The organism is Rhodococcus sp. FW305-130, assembly GCF_058788335.1.
Genome location: NZ_JBYTAP010000010.1, coordinates 16,794 through 35,442, shown reverse-complemented (window position 1 = coordinate 35,442; position 18,649 = coordinate 16,794). Strand labels below are relative to the sequence as shown.

The following is an 18,649-nucleotide window of genomic DNA, read 5'->3' as shown; positions in this document are numbered from 1 at the left end:
CCGGCCCACCCGTAGGTTTGACGGTCAGCGCCCGAGGGCGCGATCGATGGGGGATTACTTCATTCAGCTCTGTAAAGGGTGGATTGAGCCGCCTGATGGTGTTCATGCGGCGCCGCCGAGCGCGTTCTTCGCCGACGAGGAATTCAGCGCCGCGAACACATGCGCGAGATGCACGTAGTGAATCCAGCTCGAACGCACCAGCTCCACGTCGTCGGCCATCCGGATCATCCAGCGCCGCGCTTCGTCCTGATAGGAGGTGTCGGTGTCTTCGTCGAGAGTGTCCTCGCCGCCGCTGCCCAGTTCAGCGAGGAACTGCTCGAACCCTTGCCCAGCGGGAAGTTTGAGCAGTTTCAGGGCACCTTCGATTGCATGCGGGTCACCGCCAACGTCACCGACGAACACCTCGTAGGTCAGGGCGGTCTTGTCGTCGCTGCCGTCCAATCCGAGGAAATCATCCGGGAGCTGCGAGCAGACCAGGGCACGGACCTTGAATTTGCGTGAGTCGCGCGCGATTCGGAGGTTGAGGGTGCGACCGGCGCCAGTGGATTCGAGGTATTTGTTCTCGTCGAGGAAGAGCACCTTGCGCACGTGGCGAGGCTTTTCGTAGACGAGCCTGTTCGCCAGCCACGCGGCCATGTGCATCAACGGCGCCGTCATCCGTTGCTGCGGCGTCCACTGCGAGGACGGCGTGCCTTCGGGCGGTAGCTGCAGGCCCGGCATCGTCAAGATCATCAGTCGGATGTCAGCATCGAACGCATCCGCTCCACTGCCGATCGTGCCCTCCTCCGGGAACAACACACGTGCCTCGGTCAGCTCCGACATCAAACTGAGCTGCTGGTACAACCCGTTCGCGCACGTTTTGACGGCTTGGTCCGGATCGCTCACTCCGATCGATTGGATTGCGGCCAACACTTCTCGGAGGTTGTGGTTGCTGTCCCCGCCGACCATGTTCGCGGCCATGTGCAGCACGGGTTCTGTGTGCTCGAGATGCAGATGCCGTTCGGTGAGCATCATCTTGAGCACCGAGACGGCGACCTCGACACGCTCGGCAGCAGCTGCACGCATATCCGCATCGAACTTCGACTGCGCCGCCGCGAACGGATCTGCATCCCGGGCGAACTCGATGTTGTGGGCGTCGTACTCGGGATCATCGCGACGCGGATCGGTGATCACGCGGTACGGATTCAAGGCCCCAGCGCGTGAATCGCGACCGGTGAGGGCGTAGACGCGAGCGATGTCACGAAACTCCGGTAGACCGGCCAACGCAGCGAGCGGACCGGAGGGGTCGAGGACAACGCCATACGCGCCGGCTCTCACGGCTTGGTAGACGATCATGCCGGCCAGGAACGTCTTACCCGAACCAGGTACGGCGACGATCGGTGTCAGCCCGGACTTGTGCTTGATCTCGTGCGCAGAGAACAGATCCCAGATCACCGGGCGCGGCGAGATGGAACCGGTCTCACCCAGCACGACACCGCGGCGGTCACCGATCCGGTCACTGACGGTCGCCATCCCGGCGGCGACTGCTTCGACATCCATGTGCCGTTTGTTGGCGATGTTGGCTTGAGGCTCACCGGGTACGAACTCGCGCAGCAACTGGTACTGGCCGTGCTCTTGTTCGAGCGCGATGTGCGGGGAGTACATCTCCTGCAGATCGGAGACTTTCTGCCGCGCATCGTCGGGGTCGGTGCCGACCACCGCAAGGCGGTACCATCCGGTGGTTCGAGTCGAGAGTCCGGAATGGTCTTCCTCGACGTCGGAAATCACGTCCTGCGCGCGGGCGTGCTGCTCCGCCAACTCTTTCGGCGGGACCTGATCGTGTTCGACGGTGTAGTGGTCGAACTGCGATTCGATCTTGCCGGTCAGGGAACGCATGGTGCGGATCGTTTTCGCTTTGTCGTGCAGCTCGATGCGATCGGACCATTCGAGAGGTTCACCGGACGGATCGCCGATGATCTGCCACGGCAACATCCGTTCCGGAATCGGTAGGGGAGCCATGCGGCCGATCGTCAGCACGATCACCACGCCGGTGTACTTGCGGCCGTCGACGACGCCGGAGACGGTGGTGTACCCGTCGCCAGGGGTGAGGGAGAGGTCTGTGAGGTCTTCGAGGGCGGCGACGTCGGTTTCTTCCCAATCTCCGGCGCCGGCGATCGCACCGCCAGCCTCCAGCGGCAGACCGATGGTCGCTGATCGGCGCAGCAAGTAGTCGATCGCCGCCGGTGTGGCCGGTGTTGCTTTCACACCGCGGCCGGACATAATTCGTTCGAGTGTGGCGAGGTGATCGGCAAGGGCCTTCTGCTCGCGTTCGAATGCATCGTCGGCCCAGCTGTTCACCCCGGTGCACACTCTGCCCAGCAGCGGCCAGTGAGCGAGGTGGCGCAGCATCCGGGCGATCCAGTCCAACCCCTGGCCGAGTGAGGAACGTTGCGGCAGTTCGATACCCCAGTAGCGGCCTTTGATCGTCGCGTTGGACCACAACATCGCATGCTGCTGCCCGCGCAGGTAATCCGCCCATGACAATGCGCCGGGAACATCGGGAATCGGGGCTGCCCATTTGTCGTGATCGACCGCCCACTGCGCGACGGGGAACGGGGTGCGCACCAGGCGACGATGCACCTTGTTGACGCCGGCCTTCTGTAGGTTGGTCAGGATGATCGCTTCGTCCTGGATGAAGCGGCGCTGCTTTCCGGTGGTGCGGAAATTCCACGGCCCCTGGCGTTGGACGAACCATGCGGTGGAGGTGGTCGCGGTACGGGTGATGTTCGCTGATGTGCCGGTCAGTTTCAGGCGTACCGCTTTTCGTTCGCGATCGGCACGTTTCTTCGCTGCGACCTTGTCCCGATCTGTTGCCGACTTTGCCCGTTTCTTGCCTGCGCGGCGACGCTGACGACCGAGTACTTTCTCCGCGACGTGGTCCGGATCAGTTGCAGGGGGAGTGTGGCCGTCGGTGTCGTCCTCGCCGTGGTCGTGTGCAGAACTATCCGGAGTGTGTGCGGGTTCGGCTTCGGACCACGCACGGGCCGGTTGCGGAGCATGTGACTGCACTGCTGCCCACGACGGCGGGAGCGCACCGGGAGGAATGACCGGAACCGGGTCGTCGAGCTTCGGATCGAACAGAGCCGCAATGTCGTTCTCGGGAACGGTCATCGGTGATCCTCACCATCGAGCCGAACAGGTACGACGGCACGTTCTCCTGTAGTCAACCGCTCGGGTAGCGAGATGAACACGGGTGCACCGCGCTTCGGTGGGCGCGGCGCAACGAGATCGTTGAGGGCGGCCTTGAGAACTGACCGCAGTGGGCGGTCCGGGGTGACGAACTTCGCGATCCGGGTCGTGAGCCACACCGTGATCACGACCATCACCATCAGCGATTTGAACCCGAGCGGTACGTGCAGAATTCCGCGACCGATCACGAACACCACCACGAAGGCAACCACGCCGACGATGCCGGCCGTGTAGCGGATCCGCACGGGCAGTGGATAACCGGTCGGACCGAGGTAGTGCCGGTCCACGCGGTACATCAGGTCGTCGTTGTCGATCACCGAGCATCCCCTTCGAATGTTCTCTGCGCAGGCATCAGCGGTCAGGTCGAGATACCGACGAGCCCGAGAAGCCAATTGCCGATCCCCGTGGCCGCCGATTCCGATGTCGCGATACCGAGGTAGGCAAGCCCGAACAACCCGAGTCCGCCGACGGTGAAGACCCGCGACAAATTGCCCTTGAGCCCGCCGACGAGAACCACACACGCGAGGGCGATGAGGATGGTGAAAACGATGTTGTCCTTGATCCACGCGCGCAGACCACCGGTATTGACGTCCGTCGACTGCGCGAGGGTCACCGCATCTGCGGCGAGCGGTGGATGCGTCGCCGGGATCGACACGTCGATCACGGTGGAAGCAAGAGAAAACATGAGCACTCTCCAACACAGCGGTGAAACCAGACCCCACGAATGTGGTTGCGCGGAAACATAGAAGAGTGGTGGCAGGAATTTCAATGCAACCTGTGGATAACTTTCGGCCCCGCGGTTGGCGCGCCGGCCGATCAGCGCGAGCGAATGTCGTCGTGTCGGGTGCATTCAGGTGTCGCAATTCACCCGTTGGGGAACTCTCGGCGATCGCGGGAACGACCTCGAATGCAGGGGAGCGCGGCCACGGAACGGTCTTCGCTGCGGGTGTCCGCGGGGACTTCCCAGACCTCGACGGGAGCGTTCCTTCAGCGGAGTGGCAGACAACTGTGAACGGGCATGGTCGACGAACCCGCCGCAGACCGTGGCGATCGACACATGTCTCCCTCGTTGTGCTTCGTGACCTTCGTCCGCCTGAAGAACCTGGCACAGAACCATTTTCGGAACGTGTCCGCCAGCTGTGCAGGTGACCCCTGCTGAAGCTTGCTCAAGGCACCCGCGCCGTGGCCATGATCTGAAGTTCGAAGAACAGTTCGTCTCCACCGCCTGCGTGATGTGCATGCTCTGCATGCACAGCGTGTTCAGCACGCACACGCAGCAGGCCGCGCACCCCATGCTCGAACAGTCCCGCATCGAGGGTGCGTACAGGGTCGTGGACGGAGGTGGAATTCAGGGGCCTGATTCACGCTTCCCCTCCGGGGTCACTCCCCCGGCCCTTCGGGCCTAGGGGGAGTGTACTGCTCAAAATTGCGTCGCGCCAACACATTTCAAGTAGCTGCTGGTCAGGGTTCTGTGCGGAGTATCCCCGGATCATCCTCGCGCGGCGCCTGTCGCGGTGTCGTCGAGGCCGTTGTCGGCTGTTCGCGCACCGTGTTCCGTACCTCACGAAGCGAGACGTTCGAGAGCCTGAAAGGGGTCGGCACACAGTGGCGCAGGAAGACGCAAACCACCCGAGATGTACATCGTCATCGGGTCAGTGACGTAGGTAGTCGAACAAGTCCCCAAACGGTGTATCAGCCATGCCATCGCGGGTACTTCGATCGGTAATGCGCAGCGCCACAACCAGAACCAGCTGTAGGTAGAGGCGGTGGATGTTTATCGCGCCCCGGTATCACCCTTCGGGCATGTGACGCACGCTCCAGCCACGCACCCGCGAAAAAGGTTATCCACAGGCGGGTTGAGATTGCTTCCCACGCTCTGTGACAGTGCACCCCACACATCCCGGCGACGACCGCCTCGGGATCGGAATCGAGTGAGAGGAGCGGACGGTGAGCAGAAGCCAGCAGGACCCACTCAAAGACTTTCTCGTCGACCTCTTCGGCTCCGACAAACCCCACGCGCGAACAAGCGGTGCGGGGGAGTCCGCCATCCGCCCGTACAGGGCGTGGGCGCCTTTCGCCGTCATCGCAACAACACTCGCGTTTCTCGCGCCGCAGATCCTCGAACTCGCCGCACAATTCTCGAACCCTCAGCTCGACAGCGCAGTCTCCGCAGTCCACGAGTATCGGTGGCCGCTCGTCGCCCTGACCGTCGGCCTGCTCGCCTGCGATATCGTACGGTTCCTCACCCACCGTCACCGCGCCGGACTCGACGCCCAAATCCGGCAAAGCACCCGCCACACACCGGTCAAAATCACCATCGGATACCCGCCCGGCATCACCACCCTGCGCAGCGCCACCATCACACTTGCGCGCGGCGCCATCATCCGTCCGAAAGAACTGGACGAATTCACCAACGCAGTCCGGGGTTCCGCGAGCAGGCACACCAGCAAGTGGACCTACACCGTGGTCCATGACGCCCACCGCGACCGAATCCGCATCACCCGCAAGCTGATTCAACCCGACGTCCGATCACCGCGGCACAAGGCGCTGGCGAACTCCCTCAAAGACGGACCGCTGAAAGAGCCAGCCGTGAGCGTCGCCTCGCTCGACGGCGACGTCGAAACCGCCTTCAAGATCACCTTCACACCCACCCTCTCCAGCGGAGCACGCGGATTCCAGAAGAAGGTCGACGAAGCCCTCGCCGCCCTCGCCGGCGAGCACGAGTCCGGCCGGACCTGGGCCACCGACTGGTTTCCCTCCGAGGGCTACCTGCTGATGAGCCTGCGCGCCCCACTACCGACCCGCGTCGATCACCCTCTCGAATTGGTCGATGAGAACCTGCGCCACCTGCCCTACGCGACGGCCGCATCGGAGGTGAACATGTTCTGGGACATCTCCACCAAGTCGAACAAACCTCACTGCCTGATCGTCGGGCCCACGGGCGGCGGCAAGACATCGGTGATCCGCACCCTGCTCACCGAAGCGGCACGACGAGGAATCCCGTTCCTGGGCGTCGACCCGAAAATGATCGAACTCGACGGACTCGAGGGCTACCCCGGGTGCGCCGCGATCGTCTACGACGCCGTCCGCTCCGCGATGCTCGTGCGTGCCCTGCACAGCGAAATGATGGCCCGCAACCACTACGTCCATGTGAAGAAGATCGAGCCGTCCCAACTTCCGCTGCTGATCGCCGTCCTCGACGAGTTCTTCATTCTTTCCGGCAAATGGCAGCGCCTCGCCAAAACCGGCGACGACGAAACCCGCTATCTCCTCAAAGAACTCGACCCACTGGGCGCGTGGGCCGATCTCGCCGTCCTGGCACGCTCGGCCGGTATCCGGCTCCTGCTCGGTGTGCAACGACCCGACGCGTCCCTCTTTGGCGGCGCCTCGGGCAACGCGCGCGACAACTTCGGCACCCGCATCTCCCTCGGCAACCTGTCGCAGGACGGCGCGATGATGCTGTGGGGCGACTCGCAGATCGGCCGCGAGATCGACACCTCCGTCCCCGGCCGCGGAGTCGCCCTCGGCAACGACGGCGTGCCCGTCGATGCACAGATGTGGTGGACACCAAACGTCGACCCGCACCCCAACAAATGGAACCAGCTCTCGACCTCGGAGAAGAAGATCATCGACGGGCTACGGCCCCAGCAGGAACCGAACATCGCATTCTACTCGACCGAACTGCGCCACTTCATCGAATCCGAACGCTCCGTCGCCGTCGCGGCCCGCGCCTACGGCCGAGCTCCCGAGCCCACCGTCCTCGGCCACCACGACGACACGCCCACCGCCGATGCCGGCGACGACTTCGCCGACGCGATACCCGCCTCCGCAGTCACCGAAGGAATGACCGTCCTCGTCGACGACGGACACGGAAACGAACACCCGGCCACCGTCGCCGCGGTCACCGTCATCCGAGACAAAGACAGCGGCGCCGTCACCGAAACCACCCTGACCTTCCACGGCACCGAACGGGTCAAGAACCACATCACCTACGGACCACACGAAGTCGTCCTGCTCCCCGAACCCGACACCACAGCACCCACGACCTGACACGGCGACCCGACTTCGCTGACACACCTGCACAACCCTCACCCGAAAGGCCACCCATGAGCCGCCGCATCTCCCAATCGATCACCCCCACCGCCGACGACATCACCGTGCTGCGCAACCCCTTCGCAGCCCCCAAAGGCGGCGGCGACCCCGTCATCACCGAACTACGCCGCGTCCTCAAAAACGCCATCCCCAGCTGGTTACCGAAACTCAGCGAAGACCAGGAACTGACCGCTCCGCGACTCGACGAAATCAAAAAAGCCGTCGCCACCCGCCGCCAGATCATCGAAGTACTCCCCGACGGCAAAGCCCGCGACGACGCCCTGGCCGCCCTCGACAAGGCCGACACCATCGTCCTCGAAATGGACACCGAACTCTCCGGCGTCGGAGCCTTCACCGGAACCACCGCGTGATGTCGACCCTTGCCATCGAAATCACCTCCGAGCGAACCGCACTCGTGAGCGGGGCAGGGGACGAGAAAGTGGAACTGTCCGCCGAAAACGGGCAGTCGATCCACGCGGTGATCGCACAGTTCAGCCGACAACACTCCGCCGACGCAGGCTCACCCGTCGAAGTCACCGTGCAGGAAGCGGGCCGCTCCCGCCAACTCACCGTCGCACCGGACGGAAAGGTGGCGCAATCGCTGCCCACCGGACCCATCCCCGCACCCGCCGACACACCACAGACGCAGCCGGATCATCATGTTGACGAACCGGTCACAATGGCGGTGACACCCCTCGACGACTCACCGCCACCCGGGGGAGCCGACACCCATGCCCGGCCAGTCCCCGCGGCGCGCACACCGACCTCGACATCCGTGCTCGCAGCACCCGAGATCGCGGCAGGCTCGCACGAACCCGCCCGCACCGGACTACGCGGCCGACTCAACACCATCCTCAACCTCCGAATCGCCCCGAAACCCGAGTCCGCCGAAATGCGCCACCGCGCCGCCATCGCATCCATCACCGGCCCCCTCCCCGGGTTTTCGATCGTGACCATCGCCAACCCGAAAGGAGGCGTCGGCAAAACCCCACTCGCGGTAGGGCTGAACGCGATCATCGCCGAACACCGCGGCGCCGCAACCACGGTCTGCGTCGACGTCGCCGACGTCGGAGGCAGCCTCGCCGACCGCGTCAGCACCCCACCCCGCGACGGACACGACGTTCTCGCACTGATCGCCGCCGAGACAGCCGAGCCCGGCAGCATCCGACCCTCGGCGCTCTCGCAGTACCTCACCCGCCAACCAAGCGGGGACGACATCCTCGCCGGAAACAACGGCGCCCACGGATCCAGTCTCGGCTACGACGACGCCCACGCCGCGGCGCAGATCTTGTCCCAGCACCGCGAGATCCTCATCGCCGACACCGGCAACAACCGCCTCGCCGGCAGCTGGCACTGGGCAACCAGCCACGCGGACGTCCTCCTCGTACCGGTACCGCTCCGCCGCGACGCCGCCGCAGCCGCGCACCGCATGCTCCTCGACCTCACCGCCACCGCCGATCCGGCGATGATGGCTCGCACCATCGTCGTCATCACCGACGGACCGGGAGACGCACCGATGGTCGAAATCGACGCTGTCGACGCCTTTCTCGACGCCGGCGTCCATTCGGTCGCCCGGATGCCGTTCGAACCACTCTTCGCCTCCGGCGAGCGCATCTCGCCCTCGAAGCTCCGGCGCAGCACCACCGAAGCACTGACCATCGTCGCCTCGACCGTCATCGATCTCATCACCCACCCCGCTGACTGACCCATCATCTGCCGTCGCCGCACACCAGACCCCCGCCGGCACCCATCCGCACCCTCCTGAACGAAAGGCACCACATGAGCATCGACACCACCGCCGCCAACCGATTCGCCCGCCGGGCACACCGACACGGCCGACACCGCCGCCGCACCCTCGCCCGCCAAAGCGCCATCGCTGTCGTCGCGGCCGCAGCAGTGGCCGCCGGAATCACCCTCGCACCACCGGCACTCGCAGCACCCGGGCAAGCCGGCATCACCGACGGAGGAGGACAAGCAGGCATCACCGACGGCGGAGGACAGTCCGGAGTGACCACCGAACCCACCCCACCGCCGGCCACAGAAACGCCGGCCCCGACCGAGCCCATCTACTGGATCGACCCACCCGCGCAATACCAGAACATCGACTACCAGCCGCTACCGAACTGGGACTACGACACCAACACCTACACACCACCCACCTACACCGACACCACACCGACCGACTACACCCAGCTCCATCTCCCCGGCCCCGTCGACGTCGTCGCACCGATCATCGCCCCCCGCGACACCCTCCGCATCGGAACCTTCCACATCGCACAACCGAACTGGGTCTCCGACGCCGACCTCGAACGAACCAACAACACCACCGCCATCATCGAATCCGGAGTCGCCACCGGCTGGAACTCCTTCGGCGTCCCCGTCGACAAAGCCAGCCGCGACGCCGCCACCCAAGTCGGCGGTGCCGCAGCCGGAGCACTCGCCGGAGGAATCGGCCTCGCGACCCCGTTCGCCATCGGAGGAGCCCTGATCGGCGGCACCGTCGGCGGAAACATCGGCCTCGGACTGGGCAACGTCTTCGTTCCCGGAATCGGCTGGGTAGCAGGAGGGCTCGCCGGAACCGCTGTCGGCGCCGGTACGGGCGCACTCCTCGCCGGCACCCCCGCATTCGTTCTCGGCGGACTGGGCGGAGGAATAGCAGGATTCACCGCGGCCGTCGCGTACGGCGCAGGTGAACTCGGCGAACCCGTCGAAATCGCGGTTCCCGACATCGACCAACCCGCCGTCACCAGCCAGACCCAGGACACGCTCACCGACTGGGAGAACTCCGGCCCCATCGGTGAGGCCGCGGCCACCACTGTCCGCGACACCGTTGCCGCTGCCCCTGCGATCGACCAACAGGCCCGCAACTTCGTCGCCGGACAGCCCGGAGGCGAGCAGATCATCGAACACGTCGACACAGCCCTCACAGAATTCCTCACCAACGCGACTCCTGGCCTGGCGTCCTCGCTGATCAGCGACGCAGTCGGAGCGGGGATTCCGGCGTAAGACTCGCATGATCAGAGCGGTTCAGGGCGGGCGGCAATGCGACGCCCGTCCTGAACTTGTCCATGCTCCACTGCAGAACCAAGAGCGAGCACCGAAAGGACAGCAGCGATGAAGAACACGAGCAGGCACCCCGCAGTGATCGACCTACTCGGTGGCACACCCCACGGCGCAGGCGCGGACACGGCCACAACAGTCACCGCACCCACGCCTACGCCAGCGCCGAAGCGTCCACGCAAGAGGGATTCCCGATCGCCCCGTTTGCGTTACGTGGCTGCCCTGGTTGTCGTGGTCGCGCTGCTCGGTTGGTTCACCCTGCGTCTCCTGTCCGGCAACGACGAGCGCGCACAGGAAAGAATCGCCGACGAGACAGACACCTCGGAAACGGCATCTACCCTCGACGCCACCCCGCCCGCTCCCGCCGCTGCTGAAACCGATCCGACCGCATGCCGCACCGACCCCGGTGACCAGAAAAGCGGCGCCGGAGTCATCGCAGCATTTGAGCACGCCTACTACGTCACCCGCTCCGGAACAGCCGTCCGTGCACTCGCCACCCCCGACACCTCCCTGCCCACGAAGGAGAAGATCCAAGCCGGAATCGACACCGTCCCAACAGGAACCACCCACTGCGTGCGCATCACACGGATCTCGGCCGGTATCTTCTCCGTCGCTCTCACCGAAATGCGTCCCGGCCAGCCGCCCGCACAGTTCCCACAGACCATCACCGCCAAAGAACTCGACGGTCGCTGGTTCGTCGACGTCATCAACTGAAGTCGGCACCAGTTCCGCACTTGCCAAGGAGATTTCGTGAACACGAGAACACTGATCGCGGGCGATACATCCTCGCCCGTCATCTTGCACGTCCCGCACGCCTCGCGTGTTATTCCACCCGAGATCCGCTCGTCTTTGACCGTCACCGACGATCAACTCGCCGCCGAACTCGACGAGATCACCGACGCGCACACCGACGTGATCGCACAGCACGCTGCGCAATCAGTGGCACTCCGACCGTGGACACTGCGCAACGACCTCTCGCGGCTGGTGATCGATCCCGAACGATTCCCCGACGAGCGCGAAGAACTCAACGCCGTCGGCCGCGGCGCGGTCTACTCCCGAACCTGCAACGGAGACGTCCTGCGCAACGCCGACAACACCGCACGAGACGCACTGCTCGATAACTACTTCCACCCCTACGCCGCCGCGATGTCCGACCTGGTGACGGACCGCATCGCCGCCACTGGCCGCGCCGTGATCATCGACGTCCACTCCTACCCGACATCGCCGTCGGCGTACGAGCTGCACCCAGATGGCCAGCGTCCCGCGCTATGTATCGGCACCGACCCACACCACACGCCGCCTTGGCTTATAGAGGCTGCCTACGCCGCGTTCTCCCCGCTCGAGGACATCGGCACGGATACCCCATTTTCCGGCACGTACGTACCACTCGATCACTACAACACCGATCCCCACGTGCACTCGGTGATGATCGAACTACGCCGCGACCAATACCTCACCGAGACCGGCGAACTCGTCGACATCGCCGCCGAAAACCTCGGCGCCATGCTCGGCCGACTCGTCGACGCGGCAGATCGGGGGAGCCGATAGATGTGCCAGAAGTACCCCGGCCCCCGCTGCACCCCGCACGTGCGAGCACGACTCGACAGAGCCCGCCGCAGGCTCGACGACGCCCAAAGATTGTTCGACGCGAACCCCGCGGATACCCGTAACCGGCAACGATTGGACACTGCGACAACAAACCTCGACGCCAGATCCGCCGAATACGACGCGACCCCCGGTGGACAAACCGAGTTGCGCACTCAGCTCGGCGCGGAGGACGATCCAGGTAAGCGAGAAAAGCTGCAGCAACGCCTCGAGACAGGCAAAGCGCGACGTCAACAGCAGATTAGAGCAGTCTCCGGATTCGCCCATGACGACTCGAAGGACAATAGCCATGACCGAGAACGAGACACCGACCCTGACACAGGAGCAACGCGAAGCGTTCTGGCGTCGCAGGGGATGGGCACCGGAACTGCCGGACAGCGCGCGGGCGACGATCGAACAGGAATGGGACGACTTGGCGATCGAGGAAGCCGAAGCCCACGGCTTCTGATCGGTGACCGCGAGGTTGTTGCCACACAGGTCCACACGCTCGATACCGTTCGGGCCAGTCAGCTTCGACGCAGAGGAGACAGCACTCCGGACCTGTACGAGTTGGCGCCTTCCGATGCCGATCTCTATCGGCAGCAAATGGAACAGCTCAAAGTCAGTAACCGCTTCGCCTCATCCGTACACGTCTACAACACAGGCGAATACGCAAATATGCGGCTGTTCGTGACCGACGACGGCCGTTCCGGCATCGCACTCAACGACGACGAAATCGTCTCTGCTTTCTCACATCGAGACAGCAAATATCCAAGCGCCGCGAAATCCATGCTCGCCGTTGCCGTCCAGCAAGGCGGACGACGACTGGACTGTTTCGACACGGCACTACCGAGGATCTATTCCGAGGCTGGATTCGTCCCTGTGGCCCGCCTGAAGTGGAACGATGATTACGCACCCGACGGCTGGAATTACACCGTCTACAGCCGGTATAACGGGGGACGTCCCGATGTTGTGTTCATGGCCCACGATCACGCCGCCTTGGACTCACGATACGTGCCGGGTTCGGGACTCTATGTGGATTCGTACGGCGACGGTATCAATGCAGTCCGTGCCCGACTCAGACGGTGAGAGATCGGCGGGCCTCAAAACCGCCAGTCGATTCGACGGCCGGCAAACCATCACGAAACCTGAACGAACCGAGCTTGCCGTTGTACTTCGCGCAAGGAACAGCGTCGACGCCTTTAGGTGCCCATCAACTACTCGTGTACGCAGGATGGCTGCTCAACAGATCGAATTCCTGCGGCCTTTGGTCGTTCAACTCGTAGATTTTGTTGCAGTCCAGCGAGCCTGTCCCGCTGCCGGTGTCTCGGCCGCGCACGTTTTTCGGTGCGTAGTCGGGCACCGAGCCTTCGTTATAAATTCGGAGTCGTTGCCCGACTGTTGAGGCTTGCTGGTTGGGCGCGGTGTTTTGTGAAATCCTTCGTTTCATGGATGCCGCTAGATCGGTGCGTAGTTTCGCACGTCTCACGGTCGATCATATGGATCGGCTGGCGGAACTTGCCCGTCACGACGACCTCAAGTTCCGCCAGCGTTTTCCTGACTGGTCGACACTTCTAGCGGTCTGTCTAGTGCAGGGTGGCGCTCGGCACTATGTGCACGAGGATCGTGGTGTGAAGGATCTCGATGTTTACCTGTTCTACGCAATTCCGGAAGGAAAGAACGGCGGCGCTTTCCCCTGGAATCGTGGGGGAGCAACCCGGAACGAAGATTTCGGGCCGAGCGAGCTGGGCCGTCAGCTCTACACAGATGCCGATCGGGAAGACCCACAGCTAGCTCGGAAGATTCGTCACTGGGACAATTTTTCAGGCAGACGCGTGGATATCATGAGCCGAGCCATCGCGCCGCACTGTGACGGGTCAAGGGCTGCGGTCACGAGCTGGCTTGTCGAAGGGGTCAGAAACTCGGCCGCGAAGCCTACCGCCTGGCACCTCAGCCGGACTCCAGTTATCAGCCTCACAACCGATCCTGGCGAGGTGTGGTGGCGTGGTCCGGATATTGACGAGGCTGGAATAGAGAAGGGCCTCTACCGACTACCGTGAGCGGCTATGCCAATACATCTTGTACCTCCTGCGTGCAGTGCGTATCAGATACCCTGTGCTGTAATCGATCTGGCAACTGTTGAGGTAATGTCCCGGTGAGCGGCAGCGGGCTATCCGGTTGTGCATGGAGCATGGGGGATTGACTTCGCGGTAATGGTTACCGGCGGATCGAACCTGGAGGATGTAATGGTCTGGGTATCCGTAACGCCGCGCACGGTATGCCATGACGGTGTTGGTATGCCTGGAATGTGGGGGCGATTTCGAGGCGAAGACAATTCGCGCGAAACGATGCTCAGGTGAATGCAAGAAGATCGCGGCGCGCAAACGTGCCACCGATCATTACAGTGCAAATGGTCGCGTGAGTGACTACGGCAGCGCAGACTGTTGCATTTTCAAGCAGCATTTCACCAGGACACGCTGGAAACAGAAGATCTGCTCGGACGTGTGCCGCGCTATTAACCGGAAGCGGTTGGCCCGCAAGTGGTACGAAGAGAATGCGGAACTCGCAAATCAGCGATCGAGCGTCTGGTCGCTGGAAAACTATGACTACGAACCCGCCAAGGTGCGACGTGAAGAGCGCGAGCGAACTGCGCAGGCGAGAAAGGCTCGGCGGAAGGAATACGATCGGCCAAGGAGCAAGGAATGGCGAGAACGGAACAAGGAACGCGCCGCGGAACTGAAAATAATCGCGAAGCAGCGGAACCCTGAGAAGTATCGTGAGACGCACCGGCAGTGGCGTGAGGCAACCAAGGAGCGCAGGGCCGAACTCAATCGCCGGTGGGCAGAGGCGAACCCGGATAAAGTCGCTGTCGGAAAACGGAAAGCCCGCATGCAACGCCGAAATGCAAGGCAGGGAACCGCATACCTGGATACCGAAGTATTCGCCGCTGACAACTGGACCTGCTACTTGTGCGACAAACCCGTCGACGCGGGCGCTGCGCGGAAAGCCCCTTGGGGTGCCCAGATCGAACACCTAATTCCGATTTCGCGCGGCTTGGTGATTGCCCGAAGCAGATCTACGCCATCAATCATCATCGCCGCTATTAGTTGTTACCTGGTTGGGGCGGCACTTCCGCGAGTCGTCGGCCGATCTCCCCTTCCTGCCGCGGTTGATCAGGCTGGTTCTCGTGCCCACCGAACACCGATTGATCGCAGGCGACATATGCGGCGCGCCCGATGCATGAATCGGGCTTCCGTCCAGGCAAGATTGTCTGTTGAGAACGGGTTGTCGTCGCGGAGGGTTGGGTTGTCATGGGTTCAGTGCACGAGGTCATCGAGGCGTTTCGGCAGGCTCCGTCGAATTCGGAGCGGGGCACGAAGTTCGAGCAGTTGATGGTCCGGTACTTCGAGCTCGACCCGATGCTTTCACAGTAGTACGAGACGGTGTGACGGTTGATCGACTGGCCAGGCCGCAAGGGAGAACCCGACAGCGGTGATCAACAGCCGGGAGCGTTGCCGCGAGGTTTCTACGACTTCGAGAGCAGTTACCCGTTGTCAACGTCACCTACTTGGATGAGACGTTGTATTGATACCTCGGTTGCGACTGTGCTCGGGGGGTGAGTCCGGCACCCAGGGGAGCCGAACGGTGACGGTCGGGAATAATATCCATGCCAAGGGGATTCGCCAGAATCCTGCCGAGTACGATTCTGTCGATCTGCTAGTGATCGATGGCTTACCCTGAGCGGACGTCTATGCGCAGTTTACTTTTCAAGATCGCCTCGGTTGCCGCAGCTCTGGGGTCAAGCATCAAAGTTATTTGGTCTCTGAAAGAAGAAGATCAAGCCCTCTCTGCATCGCAGGTCGTATTCTTGACAATCGCAGTGGGCCTCGGGGTGTTGGCAGTGGTGCTGGAAGTTCAAGATTACCTGAAATCTCGACCCAAGCGATACGCAAGCGACAAGAAGGTTCGCGATCACATGTACAAGTTAATTAAAGATGGCGGAAATGTGTCGGTGTTCACTCGCGATCTATCTTGGGTGAATGACGGGCAGATGATCGATATGCTGAAAGAAAAAGCCAAACAAGACAGCCTCACTTTGGTGTTACCTAAACCTATTTCAATCAGTAATGAATTGAAAAACGCCGGCGCCACAGTGATAAATTACGGTAGCCATTACACTATTAAGTCGCGTTTCACGATATGTAACATGAATCGAATAGATAGCACGGTGTCGATCGGTAGGCAAATTGGTGGGAAGCACGTAATAGAGAAGTATGAGGACAAGGATGGACATCTTGCTTTTTCCTTGGCCCAGGACCTCGCAGGAGTATTACGATCGGATAGTGAGTGATGGTCAAGCCTGAAGGTTCCCAGCCTGATAGTTCACCACACATTGTGGCCGCGAAAACCACGGCGCAGATTGCACGCGAGTGGGATCAGGTTGCAGTCCGAAGAGCAGGTGACATCGAATCAGGAATCGATGTCAGCTACATCTCTGTCCTCACCCCGACGGTTCTTGATATGCTGCCAAGCGGTATTGAATCAGCTAAGGTCCTCGATGTCGGATGTGGAACGGGCGCTTTAGGTCGAACTGTTGCGCCATTGGTCAACTCATTAGTTGGTGTGGATCCGAGCGCTCGGTCAATAGAAATTGCCAGAACGCAAGCGCAAGAACGCGGAGTCTTGAATGTCGACTGGGTGGTCGCAGACATAGAAGGATACGCCACAGACAATTGGCTAGAATATCCACTTTTTGACGTGGCAATCGCCAATATGACGTTGATGGACACTGTCGATCTCAAGGCAACGCTTGCCGCTACCGCTTCCCTCTGTCGGGCGGGAGCAAAGCTGGTATGGACTATTACCCACCCCTGCTTTTGGCCATTGTATTGGGGATACTACAAGGAAGAATGGTTCAACTATAAAGAAGAACTTTGGATCGAGGCGGAGTTTAAGACCGCGATGAGCAGGTCTGGTTCGAACACGACCCATATACACCGGCCGCTAGAAATGTATATGGATACATTCGCTTGTGCAGGGTTTGAGCTCGTAGAATTGCGAGAGCCTATGCCGTTCCCGGATGGCGCTGCGCAAAATTGGCGTTATCCGCGATTTCTCGCGGGGAGCTGCATTCTGCGGGAAGTCTCTCTCGGCCGTGATTTGACGACCCGGACTGTCATTCGTTGAGCGACGAACTGACGGACGTTATGAACCGGGCCGGGTTTCTGCCGCTCCCACGCTGGCGACATCTCCGGTTGGAGACTCGATAGTTGAGAGTAATAGATGGCCTCGAACTTGTCAGGAGTGACGCAGTCCAAGGTGTTATTCAGGCGACAGGTTTTGAATCAATCGACCTACTCCATCGTCCAAGAATTTTATGTCGTCGATCGTCTCGATCGGATCTTGCAGAAACGGACTGCTCTCGGCGTTGGCTTCCGTCTTGAACAGTTGCGCCGTGGGCATCGACCCCGATGACGGTCTTGTAGTGGTCTTCAGGCGATAGGCATTTCTGACGGATGTCCTTTCCGATGGGCGGTGTCGTTTGTCGCCCATCGTCCCGGAAAGAGCATTTCGTGGCAGGACGGTTGTGGGCCACGAGCTCGCGGCAACGGGGTCGGGCAGGCTTGAAGATTGAGCCACCGAAGCAGGACCGGGCCGCACGTTGCCGCCACAACAGAGTGGACAAACCCGGCAAGGGCATCCGGAAAGGAGTGAAGCGATTCATGGGGCACACGCGCGTTGTAGCGACGACACCTATCCTGTCAGCCAGCTTCGGGCCGGCCACTACAAACACTTACATGCGATTCACTCTGGCCGCGCAGCGACGATGGGGCGAAGCGGACCAAAGGCAGTACCGGACGGCGTTGCAACTGCCGCGATACCCAGTGCTCGAAGGTCTTCGGAGAGTGCGGAAACGGAGTGTGTCCGTCGTTGATACGCTCGTGTAGGTGCGTGGAGAACTCATCCAATAAGGTGGGCTGGCCACCACGCGGCGCCCACCTCGTCGGCGCTGCTCGCGAAGTCGCTAGCAGGTGATGTAGCAGCTCAGCGATAATGCACAGGTGCCACTAGTGATGAAGTACGCGACCATTGACGATGTGACTGCAATACGTGACCTGTGTGTCGGGCAGTTGCCGGATCTTGTAGATATGCATGATGACGATTGGGGTGGGCGGCTCGGTAAGGGACGCTATTGGCGTGAGCAGTTGCTACTCGTGGCTTGCACAGAGGACGGAATCCCTAAGGGATTCTGTTGGGTCGAACCGGTGATGCTGCACGATCATGGCATTGAGGAGCCGTGGTGGTCTATAAATGCGATCGCGGTGCACCCGAATTATCGGACTATAGGGGTCGGGCGAGATTTACTGGAGAGGGTCGAGAAGGTCGCACGACAGGCGCAGATTACGACACTCCATGGAATCTGCCACCGCAGCCTCACCGACTGGTACCGCAAGCGGGGCTACGCCGTTCTGTCACCTGGACGAGCTGCCGGCAGTGATATTGACGTTCAATGGCGGGATCGGAGGGACACCTTCACCACTCGAGATGGGGAAGGTGAGTGTATTTTCTTCAAGAACTTGCCGGAGCATGCGCGGTTTATTGCGATTGAGTCCGACGTAGAGAACGTCTGAGTTTGAAAAGTGAGCGATCCTGCCAATGGAGCGTGAACATCAAAGGTAGGTGC

General features: G+C 61.8%; 17 protein-coding genes. 13 read left to right on the top strand and 4 right to left on the bottom strand.

Annotation, left to right across the window (positions count from 1 at the left end; all coding sequences use genetic code 11):
* Nucleotides 1-102 precede the first annotated feature (102 nt).
* The 3 genes from AC3WQS_RS26955 to AC3WQS_RS26945 are packed head-to-tail and all read right to left on the bottom strand — an operon-like array spanning nucleotide 103 to nucleotide 3,913.
* On the bottom strand, nucleotides 103-3,150 hold the full coding sequence (locus tag AC3WQS_RS26955; protein ID WP_492713405.1) for an ATP-binding protein: 3,048 nt from the start codon (nucleotides 3,148-3,150) through the stop codon (nucleotides 103-105).
* On the bottom strand, nucleotides 3,147-3,545 hold the full coding sequence (locus AC3WQS_RS26950; RefSeq protein WP_492713406.1) for a hypothetical protein: 399 nt from the start codon (nucleotides 3,543-3,545) through the stop codon (nucleotides 3,147-3,149). The genes AC3WQS_RS26955 and AC3WQS_RS26950 overlap by 4 nt, the downstream gene beginning before the upstream one ends.
* A gap of 41 nt (nucleotides 3,546-3,586) precedes the next feature.
* Nucleotides 3,587-3,913 carry a hypothetical protein gene (locus AC3WQS_RS26945; protein ID WP_073513654.1) on the bottom strand — a complete coding sequence of 109 codons (327 nt, stop codon included), beginning with the start codon at nucleotides 3,911-3,913 and terminating at the stop codon, nucleotides 3,587-3,589.
* Nucleotides 3,914-5,175: 1,262 nt separating this feature from the next.
* Here AC3WQS_RS26945 and AC3WQS_RS26940 point away from each other — a divergent pair.
* From AC3WQS_RS26940 to AC3WQS_RS26900, 9 genes are all read left to right on the top strand, one after another.
* Nucleotides 5,176-7,278 carry an FtsK/SpoIIIE domain-containing protein gene (locus tag AC3WQS_RS26940; protein ID WP_492713407.1) on the top strand — a complete coding sequence of 701 codons (2,103 nt, stop codon included), beginning with the start codon at nucleotides 5,176-5,178 and terminating at the stop codon, nucleotides 7,276-7,278.
* 56 nt (nucleotides 7,279-7,334) lie between these two features.
* A complete protein-coding gene (locus AC3WQS_RS26935; protein ID WP_058228481.1) occupies nucleotides 7,335-7,691 on the top strand; it encodes a hypothetical protein in 357 nt (118 codons plus the stop codon).
* A complete protein-coding gene (locus tag AC3WQS_RS26930) occupies nucleotides 7,691-9,025 on the top strand; it encodes a CpaE/TadZ family protein (RefSeq protein ID WP_492713427.1) in 1,335 nt (444 codons plus the stop codon). Before AC3WQS_RS26935 ends, AC3WQS_RS26930 begins: the two co-directional genes overlap by 1 nt.
* Nucleotides 9,026-9,099: 74 nt before the next feature.
* Nucleotides 9,100-10,326: an insoluble domain protein gene (locus tag AC3WQS_RS26925; protein WP_492713408.1), complete on the top strand. Its 1,227-nt coding sequence runs from the start codon at nucleotides 9,100-9,102 to the stop codon at nucleotides 10,324-10,326.
* Nucleotides 10,327-10,434: 108 nt separating this feature from the next.
* Entirely contained in the window at nucleotides 10,435-11,094 is a 660-nt protein-coding gene (locus tag AC3WQS_RS26920) for a DUF8176 domain-containing protein (RefSeq protein WP_492713409.1), read from the top strand.
* 36 nt (nucleotides 11,095-11,130) lie between these two features.
* Nucleotides 11,131-11,928 (top strand): N-formylglutamate amidohydrolase, encoded by a 798-nt coding sequence (locus tag AC3WQS_RS26915; RefSeq protein ID WP_492713410.1) that lies wholly within the window; start codon nucleotides 11,131-11,133, stop codon nucleotides 11,926-11,928.
* A 346-nt stretch (nucleotides 11,929-12,274) separates the two neighbouring features.
* Nucleotides 12,275-12,433, top strand: coding sequence for a hypothetical protein (locus tag AC3WQS_RS26910; protein ID WP_168798926.1), 159 nt, complete (start codon nucleotides 12,275-12,277; stop codon nucleotides 12,431-12,433).
* Nucleotides 12,434-12,534: 101 nt separating this feature from the next.
* On the top strand, nucleotides 12,535-13,053 hold the full coding sequence (locus AC3WQS_RS26905) for a hypothetical protein (RefSeq protein ID WP_492741600.1): 519 nt from the start codon (nucleotides 12,535-12,537) through the stop codon (nucleotides 13,051-13,053).
* Nucleotides 13,054-13,412: 359 nt separating this feature from the next.
* Nucleotides 13,413-14,024 carry a hypothetical protein gene (locus AC3WQS_RS26900; RefSeq protein ID WP_492713412.1) on the top strand — a complete coding sequence of 204 codons (612 nt, stop codon included), beginning with the start codon at nucleotides 13,413-13,415 and terminating at the stop codon, nucleotides 14,022-14,024.
* Between the two features lie 292 nt (nucleotides 14,025-14,316).
* Here AC3WQS_RS26900 and AC3WQS_RS26895 read toward each other — a convergent pair whose 3' ends face one another.
* Entirely contained in the window at nucleotides 14,317-14,997 is a 681-nt protein-coding gene (locus AC3WQS_RS26895) for a hypothetical protein (RefSeq protein ID WP_492713413.1), read from the bottom strand.
* A 278-nt stretch (nucleotides 14,998-15,275) separates the two neighbouring features.
* On the opposite strand from AC3WQS_RS26895, the gene AC3WQS_RS26890 reads away from it, so the two are divergent.
* From AC3WQS_RS26890 to AC3WQS_RS26875, 4 genes are all read left to right on the top strand, one after another.
* The gene (locus AC3WQS_RS26890) at nucleotides 15,276-15,398 is read left to right on the top strand and encodes a hypothetical protein (RefSeq protein WP_492713430.1); all 123 of its coding nucleotides are present in this window, start codon (nucleotides 15,276-15,278) and stop codon (nucleotides 15,396-15,398) included.
* A 293-nt stretch (nucleotides 15,399-15,691) separates the two neighbouring features.
* Nucleotides 15,692-16,315: a hypothetical protein gene (locus tag AC3WQS_RS26885; RefSeq protein WP_492713414.1), complete on the top strand. Its 624-nt coding sequence runs from the start codon at nucleotides 15,692-15,694 to the stop codon at nucleotides 16,313-16,315.
* Entirely contained in the window at nucleotides 16,315-17,151 is an 837-nt protein-coding gene (locus tag AC3WQS_RS26880; RefSeq protein WP_492713415.1) for a class I SAM-dependent methyltransferase, read from the top strand. Before AC3WQS_RS26885 ends, AC3WQS_RS26880 begins: the two co-directional genes overlap by 1 nt.
* Nucleotides 17,152-18,038: 887 nt before the next feature.
* Complete coding sequence (locus AC3WQS_RS26875; RefSeq protein WP_492713416.1) at nucleotides 18,039-18,596, top strand: GNAT family N-acetyltransferase; 558 nt, start codon at nucleotides 18,039-18,041, stop codon at nucleotides 18,594-18,596.
* Nucleotides 18,597-18,649: the final 53 nt, after the last annotated feature.

Coding starts and splice junctions, on each gene's coding strand:
- AC3WQS_RS26955 (WP_492713405.1), bottom strand. CDS start 3,150: ATGACCGTTCCCGAGAACGACATTGCGGCTCTGTTCGATCCGAAGCTC.
- AC3WQS_RS26945 (WP_073513654.1), bottom strand. CDS start 3,913: ATGTTTTCTCTTGCTTCCACCGTGATCGACGTGTCGATCCCGGCGACG.
- AC3WQS_RS26935 (WP_058228481.1), top strand. CDS start 7,335: ATGAGCCGCCGCATCTCCCAATCGATCACCCCCACCGCCGACGACATC.
- AC3WQS_RS26930 (WP_492713427.1), top strand. CDS start 7,691: ATGTCGACCCTTGCCATCGAAATCACCTCCGAGCGAACCGCACTCGTG.
- AC3WQS_RS26925 (WP_492713408.1), top strand. CDS start 9,100: ATGAGCATCGACACCACCGCCGCCAACCGATTCGCCCGCCGGGCACAC.
- AC3WQS_RS26920 (WP_492713409.1), top strand. CDS start 10,435: ATGAAGAACACGAGCAGGCACCCCGCAGTGATCGACCTACTCGGTGGC.
- AC3WQS_RS26910 (WP_168798926.1), top strand. CDS start 12,275: ATGACCGAGAACGAGACACCGACCCTGACACAGGAGCAACGCGAAGCG.
- AC3WQS_RS26900 (WP_492713412.1), top strand. CDS start 13,413: ATGGATGCCGCTAGATCGGTGCGTAGTTTCGCACGTCTCACGGTCGAT.
- AC3WQS_RS26890 (WP_492713430.1), top strand. CDS start 15,276: ATGGGTTCAGTGCACGAGGTCATCGAGGCGTTTCGGCAGGCTCCGTCG.
- AC3WQS_RS26885 (WP_492713414.1), top strand. CDS start 15,692: ATGGCTTACCCTGAGCGGACGTCTATGCGCAGTTTACTTTTCAAGATC.
- AC3WQS_RS26880 (WP_492713415.1), top strand. CDS start 16,315: ATGGTCAAGCCTGAAGGTTCCCAGCCTGATAGTTCACCACACATTGTG.
- AC3WQS_RS26875 (WP_492713416.1), top strand. CDS start 18,039: ATGAAGTACGCGACCATTGACGATGTGACTGCAATACGTGACCTGTGT.